The following is a 23,582-nucleotide window of genomic DNA, read 5'->3' as shown; positions in this document are numbered from 1 at the left end:
GAGTTTGAGCTGCCTTGAGCAAATCCAAAATGCCTCTGTATCACTCTTTCTAGCTCAAATTGGCCTACATCGCTATTCCCATTCGATTGTTGAAGGCGGCTTGCTCGTAATATCATACACGATGCGGTTAACATGTGCGACTTCGTTTACAATACGGACTGAGATTTTTTGTAAGACATCCCAAGGGATTCTAGCAAAATCAGCAGTCATACCATCAATTGAAGTAACACCACGGATACCAACTGTGTAGTCATAAGTACGTCCATCGCCCATCACACCAACACTTCTAATGCCCGGTAAGACAGTAAAGTATTGCCAGATTTCACGATCAAGACCAGCATTTTTAATTTCTTCACGTAAAATTAAATCACTATCTCTAACGATTGTTAATTTTTCTTCAGTAATTTCACCAAGAACACGAATTCCAAGACCAGGGCCTGGGAATGGTTGACGCCATACTAATTCTTCACTCATACCCATTTTTTCGCCAAGTTCACGAACTTCATCTTTGAATAATGTTCGCAATGGTTCGATTAAGCTAAATTGCATATCATCAGGAAGGCCACCAACATTATGATGAGATTTAATTGTTTGGGCAGTATCTGTCCCAGATTCAATCACATCAGTGTAAAGTGTTCCTTGAGCCAAGAAGTCAATTCCTTTTAACTTAGTAGCTTCATCATCAAAGACACGGATGAATTCATTACCAATTGTTTTACGTTTCGTTTCAGGATCAGAAATTCCTTCTAATTTACCTAAGAAACGTTCTTGAGCATCAACTTTAATGATATTCAAGCCAAATTTACCGCCAAGCATTTCCATAACTTGATCAGCTTCATTTTTACGAAGTAAACCATGATCAACGAAAATACTTGTTAGTTGGTTACCAATTGCTTTGTGCAATAAAACACCAACAACTGAAGAATCAACCCCACCTGATAAACCAAGAAGGACTTTTTTATCACCAACAGTTTCGCGGATTTTAGCAATTTGTAAATCAATAAAATCAGCCATTGACCAGTTACTTTCAGCTTCACAAACATCAAATGCGAAACGACGTAAAATGTCATCCCCAAATTCAGTGTTGCGAACTTCAGTATGGAATTGAAGGCCATAGAATTTCTTATCAAGATTTTGCATTGCAGAAATAGGACAGTTAACAGAAGTTGCAACTGATGTAAAACCATCAGGAACTTCTGTTACTAAGTCACCATGACTCATCCAAACTGTTTGTTCAGCTGGTAATCCTTTGAATAAAGTTCCTTCTGGATTAGTAACCTCAATTTCAGCCTTACCATATTCTTTGTTATCTGCACTTTCAACTTTACCACCTGGCATTGTATATGCCATTAGTTGCATACCGTAACAGATACCTAAGATAGGAATACCTAATTCAAAGATTTCAGGATCTACTCTGAGTGCATCTTCATCATAAACACTATTTGGGCCACCAGAAAAAATGATACCTTTAGGGGCAATCTCTTTTATTTCGGCTGCACTAATCTTGTGTGATAACAATTCAGAATAAATTCCGAATTCACGTACACGACGAGTAATTAATTGATTATATTGACTACCAAAATCAAGAACGATAATTTTGTCGAAATCTTGCATGCTAACGTTGGCCAAAAATAGTCACCTCTTCATATTTTTTAGTTTCTTATTACGTCTATTCTACTGATTGAAACCCACTTGGTCAATCGTTTGATTTAATTTTCATGAAAATCTGTGAAAATATCTCTATTTTCTAATATTTGCGTAAATAAACGGTATTAATTCGATGCTCATCTGTCTTCTCTAAAATAAGATCAGCACGATTTCTGGTTGGTAAAATGAACTCTTGTAAGTTCTTTAAATTCACGGTTTTCCAGACATTACGTGCCAACTTAAATGCTTCATCGTGGTTACCAATCGCATAATCATAATAGTAATTTCCAGGTTTCTGAAAAGAGGTGTTCAAAAGAACACCAAAACGTTCCAAATACCATTTTTCAATTAAGTCAGCATCAGCATCAACATAAATTGAATAATCAAAGAAATCACTAACATACAATTGTTGGTTACTTGGTAATTGTAAAACATTAATCCCTTCAACAATCAAAATATCTGGTTGATTAATTGTTTGTACCATTCCAGGTACAATATCATAACTATCATGTGAATATACTGGTGCTTCAGTTTTCAGACCACTTTTCACGTCGTTTAAAAATAGAATTAGTTTTTCCATGTCATAACTTTCTGGAAAACCTTTACGGTCCAAGATATTCTGGTGAATTAGTGTTTCATTAGGATATAAAAAGCCATCCGTTGTAATTGCTTGAACCTTTTTTGTTGGGTATAACGCTGTGAGTAATAATTGCAACAAACGTGCCGTTGTACTTTTACCCACTGCAACACTACCCGTAATTCCAATCACAAAAGGCCATTTTTGATCTTTAATTCCTAGAAAATCTGCTTTTTTTGATTGCAAATCTTGCTTACCCAACAATGTCATATTTAATAAATGAACCAATGGCATGTAAATTTCCTGCACATCTTGAACTGATATCTTATCATTAACAGATTGAATTTCATTCAATTTTTGTTGTGACAAATCAATCTGTTTCGTTTTATAAAAGCCACGCCATTCATCCCTTGGAATTTTATAATAATTCATTTGTTTATCCATTTTAACAATCCTCTAATAAAAATGACCTATCAGTTTCCGCAATAGGTCATTTCTTCCATAGCTTATTTTAAACTATATAAACTTTTTGAAACATGGTCAAATAATGGTGATAATTCTTTTTCAGCATAAACAGTTAGTCGATGCATTGCTCTTGAACAAATCGTATAAACTAATTGACGCTCGTCTTCTTCATGATAGTTAATCTTTGAAGCGCCCCACATAACAACCGCATCAAATTCCAAACCTTTAGCTAGGAAAGCTGGCACAATAATCGTTCCATCGGCCAAACGTTGATTTTCCGTTTTAATCAATGTAACTGGCACGCCCTCGGCTTGTAATTGTTCATACAATTCTGTACATTCAGCTAATGATTTAGCGATGATTGCCGTTGTTAGATGATCATCCACATTTTGTTGTACTTGTTTTTCTAAATCGTGAACTAATTTATCAGAATTATTATCCACAGTCATTGTGGGTAAGTCACCTTGTCGGTTAAATGACGTCACTGATTCACCATTTATCAACACTTCTTTTGTGAAATCTGTGATTTGTTGTGTTGAACGATATGATTTCGTCAATTGCACGACTTTGGTTTTATCAGCTGGGAATAAATGTCCCAATTCTGATAGTAAACTCTTACTATTTTCTTTTGTGAAAATAGCCTGGTTTAAATCACCAAGCAGTGTAAACTTAGCTCTTGGGAACCCTTCCTTCAAGAAAGCTAATTGAAATGCCGTGTAGTCTTGAATTTCATCAATAAAGACGTAACGGACATCTGTTTCACCATGCTTACCCGTCATACGATCAAATAAGTATAAGTATGGCGTAACGTCATGCATCGATATTTGACGATTTTTTAAACGTGACACAACTTCAGCCACATCTGCTTGCCATTCTTCTACAGTAACATTATAGTCACTCAAATTAAGATACTTAGGCACATTGTGTAAAAAGTTCACATATTGTGAACTGATATTTAAGAATCGATTGCGCACAATTGCTCTGTGCACACTTGTAAATTGGCGCATAACTAAAGTACGCGTTAAGAAACGCATTTCTTTATCACCGCTTGCAAATTCGCGGTCTTGGTCTCCATACAAATCATTCAATTGTTCTTTAGACATATCTTGAATTGCTTTTTCAACCCATTCTAACTTAGCCTCAGCTTCAATTCGACGATTCAATAATTTAACTAATGATTCACGTGTTGCTTCTAATCTTGTCCGTAAATGATAATTTTCATTATATTTATAGTAGATACCTTTTATTTTATCTTTTGAAATAAAGACTTCATTATTGAATTTAATATCTCTGAACTTCATGTCTGCTTGTTCCAAATGTTCTGAATAAGCAGTTGAGGCATTAAAGAATGCCAAACTATTTTTCAGAACTTGAATACGTTTTTTAGCAGGCGCATTGTCTTCTTCAAAGCGTTCTTGTAACGTTTCAACTTGCATATTTGGTAAACGTCTTGATGCATATTGGAAATAAGTCATTTGAACCATATTTTGTTCACCAAGTTCTGGCAACACTTGATCAATATAATCATTAAATAATTGATTAGGTGAGAATAAAACAACTTGACTAGCTGTTAAATTACCGCGGTAACGGTACAGCAAGTAAGCCACACGTTGTAATACAGCTGAGGTTTTACCCGAACCAGCTGCACCTTGAACAAATAATAATTCAGCTTTTACATCTCGAATAATTTGATTTTGTTCCTTCTGAATCGTCGTTACGATACTCTTCATCTTTGTATCAGCAGAATCATTCAAGACGTCTAATAACATCTGATCACCAACAGCTTCATCAGTATCAAATATCGTTTCAATTTGGCCATCTTCAATTACGAATTGACGTTTCAATGAAACATCTACTGTTTGATCACCATCAGGAGTTTGGTAAGTGACATCACCTAGTCCGCCATCGTAATAAACACTCGATATGGGTGCACGCCAATCATAAACCATAAAGTGTTCAGGTCGATCAGCAAAAGAGCCCAAGCCAATATAGATTGTTTCTTTTTTATTAGTTCCTTCTTGAATGTTTAAACGTGCAAAATAAGGTTTCTTTTCTAATTTCTTTAAAATGTCTAAACGAGAAGTTGCGTTTTTCCAACTCGTTTCACGTTCAGCTAATAACTGTTGTTGCTGACGAACAGACATTGCTGTATCAATCATTCCAGTGTATGTTGTCGTATTGATATGAACATCACTTGTAAATTCGCCATTAATCGATCGTGCTTCACTTTCAGCGTACTTTATTTCATTTTGACGTTTAACTTCAGCATCTTTTATTTTAACAATAACATCATCAAGATGTGCTTGTTCTTCGATTTTAATTTCATCAGCCATTTCTCAATACCCCACTTTACATGATTTTATTAGGCCTAATAGTGTATCATTTTTTTATAATCAACTCAAATAGGCAACTAATTGAACTTATTTCTTATTTGGTAGGAATTGGTCAACTACGATTCCAACAGCTAATCCAATTAATGTTGCGACAGCAATTTTACTTATCACAATCCCAATAATTAGACCAATTAAAGTTGTCATTCCTGCAATTAAAGTGTGTCTAGTCATATTGACCTCCAAAAATTTAATATATCTAGTATACCAGTATCGAAACCTGTTTAACACTGGTGACCTCTTATAGTGAGACAAATCTTAATAAAAGCTAAATATCAGTTAAAATAATAGCCTTTTTTTTAATTTCAGTTTAATATAATGAGTAAGACTAAAACGATTGGAGGGCCTGACAATGTTCGAACAAGCTTGGTTTTTCTTCACCCATTTCGAAAATTATTTAGGACCTCTTTTCCAGACTTTAGGTAACTGGAGTTACTTAATTCTTTTTGTACTTATCTTTGCCGAAACAGGTCTTGTTGTTTTTCCTTTTCTACCTGGTGAGTCGCTACTCTTTTTCACTAGTTCCATTGCCGCCTACTCAACAGATACCATTGATATTCGGGTATTAGTCCCAATATTCTTTTTTGCCGCACTCTCTGGAGATGCCGTGAATTTTGAAATTGGTCGACATTTAAATAAATTACCTTTCTTTAAAAAAAGAATCCCCCCTGAAAAGATGGAAATCGCCAAAAGTTTTTTCAAAAAACATGGTGCAAAAACAGTCGTATTTGGACGCTTTATCCCATTAATTAGAACTTTTGTGCCACTTATTTCTGGTACTATTCAAATGAATTACAGACATTTTAGTATTTTCAACTTAATTGGCGTCTCACTTTGGGTAGCCATTGGAAGTGGCGTCGGTTACTACTTCGGCGCAATTCCATTTGTTAAGGATCATTTTTCTATTATTTTCCTTTCAATTGCCGGGATAGCATTACTTCCAGTGGTCTTAGCTGGGTTAGTACAACTTACGAAATTTTTACTTAGAAAAAAACTTGATGCTAAATTCTAGGATAAGCTTTTTAGAATAATCGTTTTCTTTAGCGTATAATGGGGCTATCACATAAACTTCAGGAGGTTCTCATGCCATTTACAGTCTATCTCGTTCGCCATGGTCAAACCATTTTCAATAAATATAATCGGATGCAAGGTTGGTCCGATTCACCACTTACAGAAAAAGGCATTAACGACGGCCACACTACTGGAAAAAAATTATCACAAATTCAGTTTGCTAATGCATACAGTAGTGATACAACCCGCGCAAATCGTACAGCTAACTACATTTTATCTGAAAATGAAAACTCTTCAGATTTAATTGTTACAACATCTGAGTTTCTTAGAGAGCAAGGCTATGGTTACTATGAAGGTGCCGATTCTTCTCAAGCTTGGTTTGTTGTTGGTAAGCCACATGGCGCTGCTAATTTCACTGAGATTTTGCAAAAATTTTCAATTGAAGAGGCACGTGACTTCTTCAAAGAAATCGATCCTTTCCATGATGCTGAAGACGATGCCGATTTTTGGGCACGTCGTAATAAAGGTTTTGATTTATTGCGTAAAGATGCTAAAGATGGCGATAACGTTTTAGTTGTCAGTCATGGGACAACAATCAGAAGTATCGTTTCTCATTTTGCACCCGAAATTGATATTACAATGAGCCCTAAAAACGGTAGTGTAACTAAGTTAATCGTTGATGACAATTCAGTTAAAGTTGAATATTTCAATCATCACGATGATGATAAAATCTAAATAAAAAAGGAGTAACCAATTTTTAAAATTGGTTACTCCTTTTAGTTTAAATTGATTTACGTTGTGTCTTGTAATCGATAACTTCTTTTTCAGATAAATTACCTAATTCTTGTAATTTATCTTCAATAATATTTAAAACAATATTACGATCAGCTTCATTTTCAACAAAATCGTATTTATCGCCATCAATAACTAAAAATTCAGAAACGTCATATTCTTTTTCCCAATCTTCATAATAGCGAAGTAATGTTTTATAGTATTCAACCAATGAGTGGTCAGTTTCAATTTGTTCATAATCACGGCCACGTTTTTGAATACGATTAACCATTGTTTCATAAGAAACTTTAATCATAACCATCAAATCGGGTGATTTTTTATGTGCAGCATAAGGTAACTCTTCAAGCATATTTTCTAATAAATCTTGATAGATGTTATATTCAACAGTTGTGGCATTACCCATTTCTGTATTCATCTTCATAAAAATAGCATCTTCATAAATTGAACGATCAAGAACATTATTATCTTCTTGCATTGCTGCTTTAATCATTCTGAAACGACGATTCAAAAAGAAAGTTTGTAATAAGTAAGCGTAGGGATTTGTTGCTTCCTTATCCCCTGCTTCACGTTTTTTTGCAGCGATTTCGTTACCTTTGTAAAATAAAGGTAATACCGGGTTATCTGTAACAGGTTCGTAAAAAGCCTCTACCCCAAGTTCTTCAGATAAAATTTTTGTCATACTAGATTTTCCTGAACCAATAATACCAGCCAACGTAATCAAAATAATAAACACTCCTTCTTGAATAGTTAATACAATTTATGCAGTTAAAACAATTAGATTTAGACTTGTAATTAATATCTCATTCGGTATCATCTTACTAGTAGTCATAAATAATCTCATATTTTAATTCTCCGTTTATTTAGTATACATTGGATTAAATAAAATAAAAGTCTTTTCTTTTTCTAAAATTAATGCATTAAGTGAGACTATTCATCAAAAACCAGACAGCTCTAAGTACCTTTTTTATTTACAAATTAAATATTTATTTATGAAAGGATTTCATATGTCATTTACCGTTTATATGGTTCGTCATGGCCAAACTTTTTTTAACTCTTTCCAGAGAATGCAAGGCTGGTGTGACTCTCCACTTACAGATAAGGGAATCAACGATGCCACCCATTCAGGAAAACTTTTACGCGATAAATCATTTAATGCCATTTATCGAAGTGACACAATGCGTACAAAAAAAACACTAAGCCATATTTTAAGTGAAACGAATGTTGAAGAAAATGCACAGTTAACACCAATTGAAACAGCACTTTTTAGAGAAGAATATTATGGCTCATTTGAAGGCCAAGATACTGCAGCTGTTATGCAAACAGTTGGTACACCTTTTAATTGTCAAACCTTCAATGATATTCTTGAAAAATATTCCATCGAAGACTCACGTGATTTCATAAAAAGTGCTGACCCTTTTAATTTAGCTGAAAATGACCAAGAATTTTGGAATCGCTATGATCATGCTTTTGATTTTTTACGCACTAACCAAAATAATAATGACAACGTTCTATTAGTTGGTCACGGGACAGCAATTAGAAGTATCGTTTCACGATACGCACCTAATATTGATATATCATCTAGTCCTAAAAATGGTAGCGTCACTAAATTAATCGTTCATCACGATACAATTGAAGTTAGCTATTATGGTAATTTTGGCGAACAACCCATCTAAATAAAGAGAGGTGAATACTCAGTTTTAAAAACTGAATATTCACCTCTTTTTTATTTTTTTAATACCATCCCTTTATATAAGGTAACTGTTACCCAATAATATCCCAAATAGAGAACTGCAAAAATAATAAATGGAATCGTTATATGTGAATATGGATCTGGAATTAATTCCTTGAACATTTGTAGTCCGAATAAAACGTGGATTACACCGACAATTCCAGGTAAGAAGAATAAGATGCCAATTTCGCGCCTAATTGATTTTTTCATTAGTCGTTGCTTAGCGCCTAATTGGTTCAATAAATCATATCGTTTTTTATCCGTTGCCGCACTAGACAATATTTTAAACATAAGAACACTTGCTAACATTGCCAACATCGCAACGCCTAAGAAGAATCCAATGAATTCTAATCCGCCATAAATGCCGTTAGCCAACTGATATACGACATACTTATTCATAAAATAAGATGAATTATCTAACTGATTTTTAGGTATTTCTTCGCTCAATGCTTTTAAGATTTCTTTATTATCTTTAAATGATGCTAACCTAACAGTATGGATACGTTGTGTCTTCGCCGAAACAGCTGAAAATGATGCGTCAGAGACAAGTACTGGATTTAACATATCAGGGGATTCCAATGTAGTTCTAACAGCATTTCCCCATAGATTATCCTCATTTTTAGCTGTCATTTTGGCAGGGTCAACTTTAATAAATTTACCGGTAGCCGTTCCCGTTTCCGTGAAATCAAGCGTGTACAATGGTGATTTCACAAAGTCAGATTTTTTAAAATAACGGACAGAACCAACTTTTTTTGCTTCATAAATGGACTCTTTTTTATCAGTCAATTGACTAAGTAATTTTTTCTCTTTTGTTGATGGATTTTGGACAACAACATCATATGGGGAAGTAGAAGTAGCTGTTTGATCAACCACACCAGAGAATCCCATCCCAACAGTTATTGCGCCTAATGCTAGTGCAAATAACATCGCAACCATTGTTAGAACCCGATTTAATGAACCTAATCGAAAGCTAAGTTGCCCTAATAAAAAGGTATTTAATTGCTTTTCAGAAAATCCCTTATTACGTTTTAATAATTGAACCAATCCACTAAATAATGAATTGAAAATTAAAAATGTCCCAATCAAAATTGTTACGACTGACCCAATAAATCCAGCCATTTGAAACAGTGCTAAATGACTTAATAAATAATAGCCACTTGCAATTAAACCTAATCCTAAGATACTTTGAATTAAGATATTATAAGATTTTAGCTTTTTACCTTGTGGTTGTTCTGCTTCATTTAATAATTTTAAGATAGGCGTTCTTAACAAGCTTTGTCGATTAAATATAGCAGCAATCATGAAAAGAATAACGAAGAAAAGCATTGTTATTAGGATTGCTGGGAAATAAAAAGCTTGAAAAGAATGCGGTGCAAGATCCATTTTATCTACTAAAAATTGGCTAACGCCATATGTCAGTCCAATACCAACTAAAATACCAACAGCTGTTGCAATTAAGCCAATAATTAAAGTTTCAGTGAAAATTAAGCGCCCAATCTTACGCTTTTTAGCGCCTAGCATCATGAACATCCCATAATCTCTTTGACGCATGCTCATTAAAAATGTATTCGCATAGATAATATAAAACAGTGTAATAATTGCAAGTAGTACAGAACCTACTTGGAAAATCATTGCTGCAAATTTTATCGTCGCATTTTGTTTAATAAATTCTTGATTAGTTGCTAATGCTTCAAACATGTAAAAGATTGCTGAAGCCATAATGAGTCCTGATAACAAGATTAGATAATCTTTAAAGCGACTCTTAATTCCAGTTAAGGATAATTTTAATAACATATTGTTTCCTCCCTTCTTAAAATTATTGTTCACTCTTAGCTAGTTCATTTAAAATTTCTTGATAAAACTCTGTTCGCGTATTCGTTCCTTGAATCAATTCTCGACCAATCTTACCATCTTTAATAAAGAGAATTCGTTGACAGTAACTCGCACTAACAGCGTCATGAGTCACCATCAAAATTGATACTTGATCATTTTTATTTAAACTTTCCATCGTTGATAGGAGTGACTTTGCACTTTTAGAATCCAAAGCACCTGTTGGTTCATCTGCTAATAAGATTGCAGGATTATGGACTAAAGCACGAGCTGCTGCAACTCGTTGCTTTTGGCCACCAGATAATTCAGTTGGAAATTGTCCAAGAACACTATCTATCCCCAGTGTTTTCGTTAATTTATCAATACGTTCTTGATATTTAGAAATAGACGCATTCTGTAATGATAGTGGCAATGTTATATTTTCAGCTGCCGTTAAGTTATCTAGCAGGTTAAAACTTTGGAAAATAAAGCCAATTTGTTGTGCTCTAAAATCTGATAGTTTATCGCCACGCATCATTGAGATATCCTGATTATTAATCTCAATTTGTCCTGAAGTCGGCTGGTCTAGTGTTGATAATAAGTTAAGTAATGTTGATTTACCTGATCCTGATGCCCCCATGATACCAATAAATTCACCCTGTTCGACAGAAAAATTAATCCCTTTTAAGGCTTCCGTTTTCTTCTCTTTATTCTTACCGTAGACTTTTTTAACATCTTTTGCGCTTACAACTATTTCTTTCATTTTATTAGTCCTCCATTTATATTTATCATTTTACTATATGTGTACTATTATACATAGTACACATTAAATAGCAATTTTTATTATCGTTAATTCTTAACTTAATTCTCATTAAAACGATTACATTTTATATTAATTTAATTTTTCATGGAAATTAATTAGTCAGTTCACTATACTTATAAATTGTTAGTTTAATTTACATAGTTATTTATCACGGGAGGTACTTATGGAAAACGAGAAAAAAACATTTATATCGTGGCCAGTTTTGGCATTAATGTCATTCGTAACAGTTATTGGCTTCGACGATATCGTCTATAACTTTCAAAATCAAGGTATGGGCGTTATTACATCTTGGATCATTTTATTGCTATTATATGTAATTCCCTATTCTTTAATGGTAGGACAATTAGGTTCCGTCTTTAATTCAGAAGGTGGCGGTTTAAGTTCATGGGTTCGCGGAACTCGTGGCGAAAAACTAGGTTACTTTACGGCATGGACTTATTGGGCTGCTTCGATTCCTTACGTTGTTGATACCGCTAATTCAGTCGTTGTTGGCTTTGGTTGGTTATTTAACGGAAGTAATGCACTCGAAGATAGTTTATCAACAGCTATGTTCGCGTTAATAACATTAGTAATCTTCGTTGGTTTCATTTTTGTTCAACGTTTCTTCAAAGGTTCATTAGAATTTTTAGGTCTTATTGGTGGTGGTACCATGTTCATCCTCACAATTTTATATGTTGTAATGGCATTTGGCTCATTATTAACACCTTCAGGTCGTATTGCAACAACAAATATGAGCTGGCACACACTAATTCCTAAATTTGATTTACATTATTTCACAACAATTGGTTTATTAATTTATGCGATTAATGGTGCAGAATTAATTGCGCCATTTGTCACAAAAATGAAAAAACCTAAAAAAGATTTCCCTAAAGCCATGATTATGTTAACCGTTATGACAATCTTCTTAACAGTTTTCGGCTCATTCGCACTTGGGATTTTCTTCAATGCCCATAACATTCCTAATGATTTTAAAATGAATGGTTCGTACTACGCATTCCTTCGTTTAGGAGATCAATTTCATATGGGTAGTTGGTTAATGTATGCCTTCGCTATTACTCAAATTGTGTACATGTGTGCTCTTCTAGCTGTTCTTCTTGACGCTATGACTCGCATGCTTATCTCTGACACAGGCGCTCGTTATATGCCTAAGAAATTACTTAAAGTTAACAAAGATGGTTTACCAATTAATGGGTACATTTTAACTTGTACTTTAAGTGCCTTCATTCTCTTCTTGGGTGTCTTCTTGCCAGATATGAATACAATCTTTAATTGGTTACTGAACTTGAATGGAATTATTTCACCAGGTGTCACTTGTTGGATTTTCTTCGCCTTCATGCAGATCCGTAAAAATAGTGCTAAATATCCATCAGAATATGTCTTCATTAAAAATGACAAATTAGCTTACGCTGTTGGTTTATGGTGCTTAGTTGTTACTGTTTTGGCAACAGTCTTTGGGATTATTCCTCAAGATGTCGAGATGGGTAGCTCACTATTCTACTACCAGTTAGCCATCAATATTATTAGTGTCGTTGTTCTTATCGGTCTTGGATTCATTATGCCAATGATTGCTGAACGTGAACGTAAAAGAGATGGTATTAAAGATTAAATTCAAAAACGCTATGACTACTTAATTAAAAGTAGTCATAGCGTTTTTGAATTTAATCTTTTATTATTATGCCATCTACACCTATTGACTCACAAATCGTTAAAAACCTCACATCTTCTAGATTTTCAAAATGAACGTGATAGTATTTAAACCACTCACGATATTCTTTATAGGTTGTTATAATTTGATTGGCCTCATTTTTATCATTTTTTAAATCATTGAATAGCGCTCTACGATCCTCATTAAATCCATAAAATGCTGTGTAAGTCGCAATACTTTCAAGAAACACATCAGAAATAATTTCCCAACTCATTTGATTCTCCGGAATATTTCTTTCCTCTAATAATAGCCTCACATCATACGGTAATGCGTTTACATTTTTTATTCCTTCACCTAAACTCATTCGATTACCCCCCGATAATTGCAATTAATATACCACACCCTTCTCATCGATAACAAGCACTTGGCTTGTTATCTATTTTAATTTTTTCTGCGTCTTATAAAAACAAAAAAAGCTTAACAATATTGTTAAGCTTGCCGTATATTTTAAGTTCGCATTTTAAGTTAAATTAATTTTATATTCTAACTTTTTTTTACTTAATTTCTTGTATGATAGCATTTCTTAATTATTACTTGCATATGCTTGTTGACCATCATACCATTCACAGACAGTTAGAAATCTTAATTTCGAAAAACAATTAACATTAGCCTGATATTTTTCGAACCAATTACGATAATACCGATATTGCTTAATTAACTGCGCGGCCTCTTCTGGATTTTGTTTCAATTCATCAAATAGCTGCTTTCTATCATCGTTAAATCCATAGAATTCAGTAAAATTAATTGTACTTTTAATAAATAAATCGAATAATACGGCTAAATCATTATCTTTTTCGCAGAGACGCCCCTCTTGAAAAAGTAATTGTACATCATACGGTAATTCTTTGTACGCTTCATTATATACTTCTGTATCATCTATCATGTTGGGTGCTCCCATTCTCCCCACCATATAAAACCCTTTGTTCCACATAACGTTTTAGTTGAACCTTTTATTCATTCCCAAATCAAAAAATAGTTATGTCGTTACCTAATTCTAATACATCTAGTATACATTATTTTATGCATAATTACCTAAAATTTTTATACTTCCTTTAATATATTTAAGATACTCATACAATTAATAGTTTACACCCTTTTTAAAATCAAAAAAGACCTTTTCAAAAATTCTTGAAAAGATCTTTCTGATTTATTATTCAGCTTCTTCTGCCAAAGTATTGGCAGCTCGTTCCTTATACATAGGGATTTCATCTTCACTTGCTAAAACAAAATGTTCTGGCGAAATTTCAACCATTCGACGTTTTTTACCATCTGCCTCAACTGACGAATCGTATGGTACTGGAATGCGATTACGTTCAAATTCAGGGTCAGGAACAGGAACGGCCGAGATTAAACTGGCTGTATAATCGTGTAAAGGATGTGTATATATTTCGTCTGCAGGAGCTATTTCTAATAACTTACCATAATGCATCACACCAATTCGATCACTGATATATTTAACCATTGATAAATCATGTGCAATAAACAAATATGTTAAGTTATGTTCAATTTGTAATTCCTTCAACAAATTAACAACCTGCGCTTGAATTGAAACATCTAATGCAGAAATAGGTTCATCTGCGATGATAAACTTAGGTTCTACAGCTAAAGCACGAGCAATACCAATACGTTGGCGTTGGCCACCTGAAAATTCATGGGGGTAGCGGCTAGAATGATCTTTATTCAATCCAACTGTTTCTAATAATTCTTCAACACGTTTCGCACGTGCTTCATCATTGGCAGCTAAATGGTGAATATCTATTCCTTCTGCCACAATATCTTTAACTTTCATTCGTGGATTTAGTGATGCATATGGATCTTGAAAAATCATTTGCATGTCACGGCGAAATTGTAATTTATCTTTTTTAGACTTAATTTTACGAATATCAACACCATCAAAATCAATTTTACCATCAGTTGGTTCATATAAATTGATGATACTACGACCTGTTGTTGTTTTACCAGACCCTGACTCGCCCACCAAGCCAAATGTCTCGCCTTCATAAATATCAAATGAAATATCATCGATAGCTTTCACTTCGTCTGGTTTGCCGACATTAAAATATTGTTTTAAATGACGGACTTTTAAAATTTTATTTTTCTTTTGTTCCACTATGTTCAGCTCCCCTTCCTTAGTTTTCTACCAAATTTTGATTCGCTTTAATTTTTGTTTCTTGTTGTTTTGCAAAAATTTTATACCGTCTTTGAATTTCAACTGGCGGCGTTACTTTAGGTGCATCTGGATGCAACAACCATGTAGCTGCTGCATGTGTTGGTGAAACATCGAAGAATGGTGGTTGTTGTTCTGTATCAATCTTCATAGCGTACTCATTCCGAGCGGCAAATGCATCCCCTTTTGGTGGATCCAATAAATCAGGAGGTGTACCTGGAATTGCGTACAGATGTTCACTATCAAGTGTTGGCATTGAATTCAATAAGCCCCAAGTATATGGATGTTGTGGGTTATAAAAGACCTCATCGACTGTCCCATATTCAACAATCCGACCTGCATACATAACCGCTACACGATTAGCCATACCAGCAACAACCCCTAGATCATGGGTAATGAAAATAATTGATGTTTCAATTTTTGCTTGTAATTCTTTCATTAATTCCAAAATCTGTGCTTGGATGGTTACATCTAAAGCTGTTGTTGGTTCATCAGCAATTAAAATTTCTGGATAACAAACTAATGAAATCGCAATAACAATTCGTTGGCGTTGACCACCAGAAAATTGATGTGGATAGTCCTTAAAGCGTTTTTTAGCATCTGTAATCCCAACTAACTTCAAAATTTCCAAGGCTTGCGCCATTGCTTTTTCTTTTTTTACATGTTTATGCTTCATTAATGGTTCAGCAATTTGTCTACCAATTCTCATAGTAGGATCTAAAGAAGTCATTGGGTCTTGGAAAATCATTGCGATATCTTTACCACGAATGTTTTCCATTTGTTTTTCTGATTTTTTAAGTAAATCTTCACCATGAAAAAGAATTTCTCCACCCATAACTTCTGCATTATTAGCTAATAATCCCATTAAACTTTTTGTTGTAACGGATTTACCGGAACCTGATTCACCAACGATTGCTAAAGTTTCACCTTTAGCCAGATGAAAACTAACATCACGTATGGCTTTAACATCTCCAGCATACGTATGAAAATTAATTTCTAGATTGTTAACTTCTAAAATATTTTCTGCCATTTTTCAACACCTACTCTTTCGTTTTTGGATCAAAGGCATCACGGAGTCCATCACCTAATAAGTTGAAGGCAACCATGATAATACATAAAACAATTGCTGGATACCACATTTGGTATGGTAAAAACTGGAAATTCTTTTGACCATCATTCAATAATGACCCAAGTGAAGCTTGAGGAGCACTAATCCCAATTCCGATGAAACTTAAGAAAGCTTCGAAGAAAATAGCACTAGGAATTGTAAACATTGTTTGAATAATAATCACACTCGATAAGTTAGGTAGTAAATGTTTCACTGCAATTTTTACGGGTGACTCGCCTAAAGTTCGAGCTGCAAGAATATATTCTTGATCTTTTAATTTCAACGTTTGTGCCCGAACTAATCGAGCCATCGTTGTCCAACCAGTCACTGCAATTGCTAAAATAATTGATGTTAAACCTGGTTTGAAAACCAATAACATTAAAACAATAACGACCAAGTTAGGTACCGATGAAATAATTTCGATGATTCGCTGCATGAATGTATCAACACGTCCGCCACGCCAACCGGACAAGATTCCATAAGCAACACCGACTCCTAAATCGACTAATGCAGCAACTAGTGCCACGATTAAGGAAATCTTAGTTCCATACATAATTCTTGATAACAAATCACGTCCAAAAACATCCGTTCCTAAAATAAAGTATTTATCTTTTGGAATACTATTTTGTTCATAAGCATCATACCAGCTACCTGATGATGTTTTTAACTTTCCATTTAATCCATCTATTGGTACACCAGGAATTTTAGGTGGTAAATTTGTATACTCAACATTTTGTTCTGTTGCACTATGTGGTGCTAAAATGGGGGATCCAAATGCCAAAATAAAAATTGCAACCAGGACCCAAAGTGAGATAAAAGCCCCTTTATTTTTCTTCAACCGACGCCAAGCATCCTGAACGAAAGTCAACGACGGTGCAGCAATTTTTTCATTATCAATAGCGTTATTTTTATCTAACGGTTCAAATGCATCTACTGGTAGGTCAATTTTATCTGCCATCGTTAATTTCTCCTTCCAGTTAATCGAATTCTTGGGTCAATAATACCGTAAATGATATCTGTTAATAAGATAACAACTACTAGTCCAGCTGAATAAAGCATTGTAACACCCATGATTGTGGGGAAATCATTTGTCAAAATTGATTTTACGAATTGTTCACCAATTCCAGGAATTGAGAATATATTTTCAACAACCATTGAACCAGTCATTAATGCAACCGTATAAGGGCCGATTAATGTTACTAAAGGAATTAAACTATTACGTAAAGCATGGTGGAATACAACGCCAAACTTTGTTAATCCTTTAGCCTTAGCCAGTTCAATGTAATCACTGCTTAGGACATCCACCATCTCGGTTCGAATGAACCTGGCCGTCTCCGCCAGTGGGCCAACCCCTAAAGCAATTGTCGGTAGAATCGTGTAACTGAATCCGCCCCAATCAGCAATTGGTAACCAGCCTAACTTTAATCCTACGTAATACTGTAATAAAACAGCTAAGACGAAAGAAGGAATTGAGATACCTAAGATTGATAAAATTGTTGAAGAAGTATCAATCCAAGTATTTTTGTTAATCGCACCAATGGCACCAATCACAATTCCAATAACTATTCCGAAGATGATAGCTTGTAATCCAAGTTGTCCGGATGGTCCAATACGGCTTGAAATTAGGTATGACACAGGTTGATTACTGTATTGGAATGACGTTCCTAAATCACCCTTAACTAATCCCACTAAGTAAATGAGATATTGTTGCCATACGGGTTTATTCAATCCATATTGTTCATTCATAATCTGTAATTGCTCAGTTGTCATTTTTTGCTGATTCGCATAAGGTGATCCAGGCATTAACTTCATTAAAAAGAAGGTAATGGTTGCGACTAAAAACAACGTCAGTAGCATATAAAAAATTCGTTTAACTAGGTATTTACCCATAATTCTGACCCTCACTTTTGCTTTATTATGTAATTAAAACAAGTCAGAATTAGCCGTGGTAGCTAACTCTCACTTGTTAAATTTTAACACGTTAATTAATTATTTAGTAACATAAGCATCTTTGAAATTGTAATTGATACCAGCTCCATTGTAGATAACACCTTTAACTGTTGATCTTAATAATTGAGCTTGAGCCATTTGGTAAAGAGGTGCAATTCCTTGATCTTTCATCAAGATTTTTTCAGCCTTAACTAAATCATCCCAACGTTTATCTGCATTACTTGCATCTGTTGTTTTTGAAGCTTTAATCAATGCATCATATTCACTATTTTTCCATTTACCTGCATTTTGTGAATTATCTGAAGTAAATAAATCTAAGAATGAGATTGGGTCTGAGAAATCAGCACCCCATGCTGTAACAACAATATCGAAATCACCACTAGTTGATTTTGCTAAACGTGATTTGAATGGGATATTTGTTAATGTTACATCCGCACCATCTAAGTTATCTTCAATCGCATTTTGTAAAAATTCATTTGTTTTCTTAGCTTTATCAGTATCATCACTTAGAAGTGAGAAACTAGCTTTTGTAACACCAACTTCTTTTAATCCTGCTTTCCATAATTCTTTTGCTTTTGCAATGTCTGTATTTGCAGTTGATTTAACGGTTGATTCTTTTGCAAAATCTTCGCCTGTTTTAGGATTTGAAGCAAGACCTGATGATACTAAACCTGTCGCAACAGTTGAGCCATCCCCTAAAATTTTATCAACAAATTGTTTTCTGTTGATAACTAATGAAATAGCTTGACGAATCTTTTGGTTATTAAATAATTTATTCTTTTGATTGTATTGTAAGTAGAACGTTGATGCTTGTTTACGTGTGATATAGTCTTTATCTGTTTTCAATGTTTTAGCTTGTTCAGCAGATAAATTCGTCATATCTAATTTTTGACTTTGGTATAAATTATAGCTTGTTGTATTATCTTTAGAAACTTGGAAATTCATTTGTGTTAGCTTAACTGCTTTTTTATCCCAATAAGTGTCATTTTTCTTTAGGTCCCAAGTTAAGTTAGTTCCTGTCCAATCATTTAATGTAAATGGACCATTGTAAACCATGTATTTGCTTTGTGTGCCATATTTAGAACCATACTTTTCAACAACTTTTTGATTTTGTGGATAGAACGTTGGGAAGCCCATCAATAATTTGAAATATGGTACTTTTTTATCAAGTGTTACAACTAATGTATGTTTGTCAGTTGCTTTGATTCCCAATGTTGATGGCGCCATCTTACCCGCGCTGATTGCATCATAATTTTTAATCCCTGAGAAGAGGTAACCATATTGTGAAGCTGTCTTAGGATTAACGGTCCGTTGCCATGAATAAACAAAATCTTTAGCCGTTACATCGTCTCCGTTGCTCCATTTTGAATCACGAAGTTTAAATGTATAAGTCATGCCATCTTTTGAAACGGTTGTTTTAGTTGCAAGTGCATTTGACACTTTACTGTTCTTACCAATTCTGTATAAACCTTCATTAGTATTGTTCAACATGTTAAAGCTAACTGTATCCGTTGCTGTCGATAAATCCATCGATGGTAATTCAGCTGTTTCAGACCAATTAATAACCTGTTTATCAGCGAGTTCTTTACTATCTGAAGATGAAGATTTAGATCCACACGCTGCCAAGACAATGACAGACAATGCTAGCACACCACTTAATTTCAAAACTGACTTTAACTTCATAATATGACCTCTCCTTTTTTATTTACCTTTTCTTAACGTAGGTTTATCTTACATTAGAAAAAGATTAAAATCAACATTAAACTCTAATTTAATTAAAAAGAGATTCAAGCGCCTTTAAAAAAGCCGTTTAACTATATAAAATATTCAACTCATAACATTTGCACGTTGTTAAAATGAGAGTTTGGCCATTTTTATTCATTAATTCTCATTTAATTCAGTTAACTTATTTTGATGTTCGAATATTTTTTTGAATAAATGTTATACTTAACCTATTAATTAAGTTCCACGAGGAGGTTCTCATGAAAGAAACTTATTCTACAGAAATACCAGTTATTGACGTTTTCATTGCTGGTATCGAAAAACAACGTGAAAATTTAGATTATACAATGTCTGAATTAGCTGCATTAGTCGAAGCTAACAACATGCATGCTGTTGAAGACATTCGTCAGAAATTAGATCGACCAACTGCTGCCCTTTACTTTGGTAAAGGTAAAGCTGAAGAATTCAAGACTGAAAGTGAAGCACAAGGTGTGAAAATTTTAGTTGTAAACGACGAATTATCACCAACTCAAATTCGTAACCTTGAAGCTGCATCAGGTATGGAAGTTATGGATCGTACAGGCCTGATTTTAGCTATTTTTGCTTCAAGAGCACAATCACGCGAAGCAAAACTCCAAGTTCAAATGGCTCAACTTCAATATCAGTTACCTCGTTTAAGAGGGATGCAAGATAAACTAGATCAACAATCTGGTGGTGGACTCGCTAACCGTGGTGCTGGCGAAACGAAGATTGAATTAGATCGTCGTGTGATTGAAAATCGGATTAACCACATTAAAAAAGATCTTGCTGAAATGGACAAAGAAGAATCTACTAGACGTAAACAACGTGATAAATCTGGTATTCCGACTGTTGCATTAGTTGGTTATACTAATTCAGGTAAATCAACGACAATGAACGGCTTGCTTCGTCTAATCGGACAAGATGATGACAAACAAGTTTTTGAAAAGAATATGTTGTTTGCTACATTAGATACAAGTGTCCGTAATATTCAATTTGAAGATAAAAAACAAATTTTATTGAGCGATACTGTTGGTTTTGTCAGCAAATTGCCTCACCAATTAGTAAAAGCTTTCCGTACAACCTTGGCTGAAGCTGCACAAGCTGATTTACTTATCCAAGTGATTGACGTGGCTGATAAACATGCTGAGGAAATGATTCAAACAACTGAAGATACATTAAAAGCTATTGGCGTCGAAAACATTCCGATGATTTATGCCTATAATAAAGCTGATTTAGCAAATATTGATTATCCTACTTTCTCAGATGATAAATTCACTTATAGTGCGCGTGATGAAAAATCACTTAATCAATTAGTAGATATCATTAAAAAGAATGTCTTTAAAGATAACGAAATTATGACTGTTCTTATCCCATTTGATAAAGGTCAACTTGTTGATTTAATCAATGAAAAGGCAACTATCTTAGAAACAGATTATGAAGAATCAGGTACAAAATTAAAGATTGATGCAACAAAAACTATTGCAACCCAATTGCAAGATTACATCGTTTAAAATAATTCTATAAAAAGAGTGCGTGAATCGGTCTGAAATAGCCGATTCACGCACTCTTTTTTGTCGTCATAATCATATCTAGTTTATTGCATGATTCCCGCTGTTATGCTAAAATGCAACTATTCATTTTAGAAAAGGAGGATTCAATTTTGGAAAAAAAACCAGCAGTTGGACTTAACAGATCGTTAGGTCTATGGTCAGCATTATCAATCGTAATCGGAACTGTTATTGGTTCTGGTATCTTCTTTAAACAAGCTTCGGTACTTGACTACACCGGCTCTACTACAAATGCCCTGCTCGCATGGCTATGTGGTGGTATCATAACCTTAACCGCTGGACTAACTGTTGCTGAAATTGGATCTCAAATTCCAGAAACCGGTGGATTATATATCTACATGGAAAAAATTTACGGTAAAATTTGGGGTTTCTTAGCTGGTTGGATGCAAGTTATCGTGTATGGACCAGCTATGATTGCTGCGTTAGGCGCGTACCTTGCTATTTTAATAGTAGATTTCTTTAGTATTCCAGCTGGTTATTCTCATTTAATCGCATTAATTGCAGTCATTTCTATTGGCTTCCTAAATATGCTATCAAATCGTTATGGTGCTTCATTCCAGATTATTACAACTATTTGTAAATTATTCCCTATTGCTGCTATTATTATTTTTGGTTTATTTTTTGGCAATGCAAATGCACTTGGCCAATCTGTTGCAACTGTCAGTCACTCTACAAATAATTTTGGTGTTGGTATACTAGCTACTTTATTTGCTTATGATGGTTGGATTCTGATTGCTAATATGGGTGATGAAATTAAAAATCCTAAAAAGACATTACCTAGAGCTATTGTTTTAGGAATTTCAATTGTTCTTCTTATTTATATTCTTGTTTCGTTCAGTATTATGCGTGTCATGCCTGCTAGTCAAATCCATCAACTAGGCGAAAATGCAACACCACAATTTGCTAAGATTGCCTTTGGCCAACTTGGTGGAAAAATTATGAATATCGGTGTCATTATTTCTATTCTTGGTTGTATGAACGGTAAAATCATGACATTCCCTCGAATTATGTGGGCAATGGGTAAGAACAAACAATTACCTTTCCATAAAGAAATATCTTATTTACATCCAAAATCACATTCACCTGTTATTGCAACATGTGTGGCTTTAAGTATTGCAGCGATTATGATTTTATTTTTTGATGCTGATCGCTTATCTGAAATTTGTATTTTTACAGTTTATTGCTTTTATGTTATGACTTTCGTCGGCCTCTTTATCTTACGCCGTCGGAATAAAGGAACAGATTTAAAACGTGTTTTCTCAGTTCCATTGTTCCCCATAACACCTATTGTTGCTATCTTAGGTGCAGCCTTCGTTTTAGTTAGCGAAGTTCAATCAGATATTGTAGGTGTTTTAATTTCATTTACAATTGTTGCACTTGGTATCCCGGTTTATTTATACGAAACACATAAAAATAAAGATCTATAATAAAAAATGTGTAATGACAGCTATTGTCATTACACATTTTTATTTTTAATTCATCATTTTCCGGGAAAAGGATTATTCACAAAAAGTTGTGTATAAAATTTAATTTCTTGCAAAGTCTGAGCAATTTTATTTTTTGTATAATCTGTTAACTTAGCATCGTTATTTAGTTGTCCATCTTCATTAAATGTTTGATCAACTATTCCCAATAATGTTGGCGTAGGCAACGTGATAAATCCTAATCGATTCAAAATAGGTACTAATTCAGCTGTTGCAAATTGTGCACCGCGCATGTTATCTGAGTAGCCCACAATCTTAACTGGTTTACGTTGCCCTTCAAAAGCCAAATAATCGATTGCATTTTTCAAAACGGCTGGAATAGCATGATTATATTCAGGCGTTAAGATAATAAAGCCATCTGCCGCAGCTACATCCGCTATCCATCGTGCTTCATTTTCAGGTAGTTGTCGATTTTCATTTTGCATAGGTGCCAATTTTTCGTGGAAGAAGGTTAACTGATAGTCACTTAATTTTAGAAATGAAAATTCAACATTATCCTGATTTTTTGCTACTCCTTCAATATACTTAATGACCCTTTTACCAATAGAATTCTCTCTTGAACTCCCTAGAATAACAGCAATTTTCACCATGACATCATCTTCTTTCTAATTTAT

General features: G+C 34.1%; 21 protein-coding genes. 6 read left to right on the top strand and 15 right to left on the bottom strand.

The genetic code is table 11. The annotated features are described in order from the left end of the window. Window positions 1–72: 72 nt before the first annotated feature. From guaA to AC1RPN_RS01410, 4 genes are all read right to left on the bottom strand, one after another. The gene (gene guaA, locus AC1RPN_RS01425; protein WP_481761138.1) at window positions 73–1,614 is read right to left on the bottom strand and encodes a glutamine-hydrolyzing GMP synthase; all 1,542 of its coding nucleotides are present in this window, start codon (window positions 1,612–1,614) and stop codon (window positions 73–75) included. A gap of 133 nt (window positions 1,615–1,747) precedes the next feature. After that, window positions 1,748–2,668: a type I pantothenate kinase gene (gene coaA, locus AC1RPN_RS01420; protein WP_481760911.1), complete on the bottom strand. Its 921-nt coding sequence runs from the start codon at window positions 2,666–2,668 to the stop codon at window positions 1,748–1,750. Between the two features lie 62 nt (window positions 2,669–2,730). Continuing rightward, window positions 2,731–5,022: an RNA polymerase recycling motor HelD gene (helD, locus tag AC1RPN_RS01415; protein ID WP_481760912.1), complete on the bottom strand. Its 2,292-nt coding sequence runs from the start codon at window positions 5,020–5,022 to the stop codon at window positions 2,731–2,733. An 87-nt stretch (window positions 5,023–5,109) separates the two neighbouring features. After that, window positions 5,110–5,253 (bottom strand): hypothetical protein, encoded by a 144-nt coding sequence (locus AC1RPN_RS01410; RefSeq protein WP_481760913.1) that lies wholly within the window; start codon window positions 5,251–5,253, stop codon window positions 5,110–5,112. Between the two features lie 178 nt (window positions 5,254–5,431). On the opposite strand from AC1RPN_RS01410, the gene AC1RPN_RS01405 reads away from it, so the two are divergent. Next, the gene (locus tag AC1RPN_RS01405) at window positions 5,432–6,091 is read left to right on the top strand and encodes a VTT domain-containing protein (RefSeq protein WP_481760914.1); all 660 of its coding nucleotides are present in this window, start codon (window positions 5,432–5,434) and stop codon (window positions 6,089–6,091) included. A 71-nt stretch (window positions 6,092–6,162) separates the two neighbouring features. Further along, a complete protein-coding gene (locus AC1RPN_RS01400; RefSeq protein WP_481760915.1) occupies window positions 6,163–6,825 on the top strand; it encodes a histidine phosphatase family protein in 663 nt (220 codons plus the stop codon). 46 nt (window positions 6,826–6,871) lie between these two features. Here AC1RPN_RS01400 and AC1RPN_RS01395 read toward each other — a convergent pair whose 3' ends face one another. After that, a complete protein-coding gene (locus AC1RPN_RS01395; RefSeq protein WP_481760916.1) occupies window positions 6,872–7,603 on the bottom strand; it encodes a deoxynucleoside kinase in 732 nt (243 codons plus the stop codon). 283 nt (window positions 7,604–7,886) lie between these two features. Here AC1RPN_RS01395 and AC1RPN_RS01390 point away from each other — a divergent pair, with 283 nt between their 5' ends. Next, on the top strand, window positions 7,887–8,555 hold the full coding sequence (locus AC1RPN_RS01390; RefSeq protein ID WP_481762398.1) for a histidine phosphatase family protein: 669 nt from the start codon (window positions 7,887–7,889) through the stop codon (window positions 8,553–8,555). Window positions 8,556–8,605: 50 nt separating this feature from the next. On the opposite strand, the gene AC1RPN_RS01385 is transcribed toward AC1RPN_RS01390, so the two are convergent. Together AC1RPN_RS01385 and AC1RPN_RS01380 are read right to left on the bottom strand one after the other, a co-directional pair. Further along, complete coding sequence (locus AC1RPN_RS01385; protein ID WP_481760918.1) at window positions 8,606–10,405, bottom strand: ABC transporter permease; 1,800 nt, start codon at window positions 10,403–10,405, stop codon at window positions 8,606–8,608. 22 nt (window positions 10,406–10,427) lie between these two features. After that, window positions 10,428–11,183 (bottom strand): ABC transporter ATP-binding protein, encoded by a 756-nt coding sequence (locus tag AC1RPN_RS01380; protein WP_481760919.1) that lies wholly within the window; start codon window positions 11,181–11,183, stop codon window positions 10,428–10,430. Window positions 11,184–11,406: 223 nt separating this feature from the next. Here AC1RPN_RS01380 and AC1RPN_RS01375 point away from each other — a divergent pair, with 223 nt between their 5' ends. Continuing rightward, entirely contained in the window at window positions 11,407–12,849 is a 1,443-nt protein-coding gene (locus tag AC1RPN_RS01375) for an APC family permease (protein ID WP_481760920.1), read from the top strand. 52 nt (window positions 12,850–12,901) lie between these two features. Here AC1RPN_RS01375 and AC1RPN_RS01370 read toward each other — a convergent pair whose 3' ends face one another. The 7 genes from AC1RPN_RS01370 to AC1RPN_RS01340 form a co-directional block, all read right to left on the bottom strand. Further along, window positions 12,902–13,252, bottom strand: a complete 351-nt coding sequence (locus tag AC1RPN_RS01370) for a hypothetical protein (protein WP_481760921.1) — start codon at window positions 13,250–13,252, stop codon at window positions 12,902–12,904. A gap of 219 nt (window positions 13,253–13,471) precedes the next feature. Continuing rightward, a complete protein-coding gene (locus tag AC1RPN_RS01365; RefSeq protein ID WP_481760922.1) occupies window positions 13,472–13,831 on the bottom strand; it encodes a hypothetical protein in 360 nt (119 codons plus the stop codon). Between the two features lie 267 nt (window positions 13,832–14,098). Next, window positions 14,099–15,058: an ABC transporter ATP-binding protein gene (locus tag AC1RPN_RS01360; protein ID WP_481760923.1), complete on the bottom strand. Its 960-nt coding sequence runs from the start codon at window positions 15,056–15,058 to the stop codon at window positions 14,099–14,101. A 19-nt stretch (window positions 15,059–15,077) separates the two neighbouring features. Then, complete coding sequence (locus tag AC1RPN_RS01355) at window positions 15,078–16,145, bottom strand: ABC transporter ATP-binding protein (protein ID WP_481760924.1); 1,068 nt, start codon at window positions 16,143–16,145, stop codon at window positions 15,078–15,080. A 10-nt stretch (window positions 16,146–16,155) separates the two neighbouring features. Continuing rightward, window positions 16,156–17,181, bottom strand: coding sequence for an oligopeptide ABC transporter permease (gene opp3C, locus AC1RPN_RS01350; protein WP_481760925.1), 1,026 nt, complete (start codon window positions 17,179–17,181; stop codon window positions 16,156–16,158). A gap of 2 nt (window positions 17,182–17,183) precedes the next feature. Beyond that, window positions 17,184–18,113 carry an oligopeptide ABC transporter permease gene (opp3b, locus tag AC1RPN_RS01345; protein WP_409021660.1) on the bottom strand — a complete coding sequence of 310 codons (930 nt, stop codon included), beginning with the start codon at window positions 18,111–18,113 and terminating at the stop codon, window positions 17,184–17,186. Window positions 18,114–18,212: 99 nt separating this feature from the next. Further along, window positions 18,213–19,856, bottom strand: coding sequence for a peptide ABC transporter substrate-binding protein (locus tag AC1RPN_RS01340; protein WP_481760926.1), 1,644 nt, complete (start codon window positions 19,854–19,856; stop codon window positions 18,213–18,215). A gap of 299 nt (window positions 19,857–20,155) precedes the next feature. Between AC1RPN_RS01340 and hflX the strand changes: the two genes are divergently transcribed. Both hflX and AC1RPN_RS01330 read left to right on the top strand, forming a co-directional pair. After that, window positions 20,156–21,427 (top strand): GTPase HflX, encoded by a 1,272-nt coding sequence (gene hflX / locus AC1RPN_RS01335; protein WP_481760927.1) that lies wholly within the window; start codon window positions 20,156–20,158, stop codon window positions 21,425–21,427. A gap of 146 nt (window positions 21,428–21,573) precedes the next feature. After that, a complete protein-coding gene (locus AC1RPN_RS01330; protein WP_481761139.1) occupies window positions 21,574–22,911 on the top strand; it encodes an APC family permease in 1,338 nt (445 codons plus the stop codon). A 53-nt stretch (window positions 22,912–22,964) separates the two neighbouring features. Here the strand turns inward: AC1RPN_RS01330 and AC1RPN_RS01325 are convergent, their stop codons facing one another. Beyond that, complete coding sequence (locus AC1RPN_RS01325) at window positions 22,965–23,558, bottom strand: NADPH-dependent FMN reductase (protein ID WP_481760928.1); 594 nt, start codon at window positions 23,556–23,558, stop codon at window positions 22,965–22,967. Between the last annotated feature and the right edge of the window lie 24 nt (window positions 23,559–23,582).

It is taken from the genome of Dellaglioa sp. CoH-57-MRSF-20 (genome assembly GCF_056781955.1).
This window is presented reverse-complemented; position numbering and strand designations above follow the sequence as displayed.

Bases quoted from the DNA above. Each gene is read 5' to 3' on its own strand.
- AC1RPN_RS01390 (WP_481762398.1), top strand. From the start codon at position 7,887: ATGTCATTTACCGTTTATATGGTTCGTCATGGCCAAACTTTTTTTAAC.
- AC1RPN_RS01370 (WP_481760921.1), bottom strand. From the start codon at position 13,252: ATGAGTTTAGGTGAAGGAATAAAAAATGTAAACGCATTACCGTATGAT.
- AC1RPN_RS01340 (WP_481760926.1), bottom strand. From the start codon at position 19,856: ATGAAGTTAAAGTCAGTTTTGAAATTAAGTGGTGTGCTAGCATTGTCT.
- AC1RPN_RS01405 (WP_481760914.1), top strand. From the start codon at position 5,432: ATGTTCGAACAAGCTTGGTTTTTCTTCACCCATTTCGAAAATTATTTA.
- opp3b (WP_409021660.1), bottom strand. From the start codon at position 18,113: ATGGGTAAATACCTAGTTAAACGAATTTTTTATATGCTACTGACGTTG.
- AC1RPN_RS01410 (WP_481760913.1), bottom strand. From the start codon at position 5,253: ATGACTAGACACACTTTAATTGCAGGAATGACAACTTTAATTGGTCTA.
- coaA (WP_481760911.1), bottom strand. From the start codon at position 2,668: ATGGATAAACAAATGAATTATTATAAAATTCCAAGGGATGAATGGCGT.
- AC1RPN_RS01375 (WP_481760920.1), top strand. From the start codon at position 11,407: ATGGAAAACGAGAAAAAAACATTTATATCGTGGCCAGTTTTGGCATTA.
- AC1RPN_RS01325 (WP_481760928.1), bottom strand. From the start codon at position 23,558: ATGGTGAAAATTGCTGTTATTCTAGGGAGTTCAAGAGAGAATTCTATT.
- opp3C (WP_481760925.1), bottom strand. From the start codon at position 17,181: ATGGCAGATAAAATTGACCTACCAGTAGATGCATTTGAACCGTTAGAT.
- helD (WP_481760912.1), bottom strand. From the start codon at position 5,022: ATGGCTGATGAAATTAAAATCGAAGAACAAGCACATCTTGATGATGTT.
- AC1RPN_RS01355 (WP_481760924.1), bottom strand. From the start codon at position 16,145: ATGGCAGAAAATATTTTAGAAGTTAACAATCTAGAAATTAATTTTCAT.
- AC1RPN_RS01365 (WP_481760922.1), bottom strand. From the start codon at position 13,831: ATGATAGATGATACAGAAGTATATAATGAAGCGTACAAAGAATTACCG.
- hflX (WP_481760927.1), top strand. From the start codon at position 20,156: ATGAAAGAAACTTATTCTACAGAAATACCAGTTATTGACGTTTTCATT.
- AC1RPN_RS01400 (WP_481760915.1), top strand. From the start codon at position 6,163: ATGCCATTTACAGTCTATCTCGTTCGCCATGGTCAAACCATTTTCAAT.
- AC1RPN_RS01380 (WP_481760919.1), bottom strand. From the start codon at position 11,183: ATGAAAGAAATAGTTGTAAGCGCAAAAGATGTTAAAAAAGTCTACGGT.
- guaA (WP_481761138.1), bottom strand. From the start codon at position 1,614: ATGCAAGATTTCGACAAAATTATCGTTCTTGATTTTGGTAGTCAATAT.
- AC1RPN_RS01385 (WP_481760918.1), bottom strand. From the start codon at position 10,405: ATGTTATTAAAATTATCCTTAACTGGAATTAAGAGTCGCTTTAAAGAT.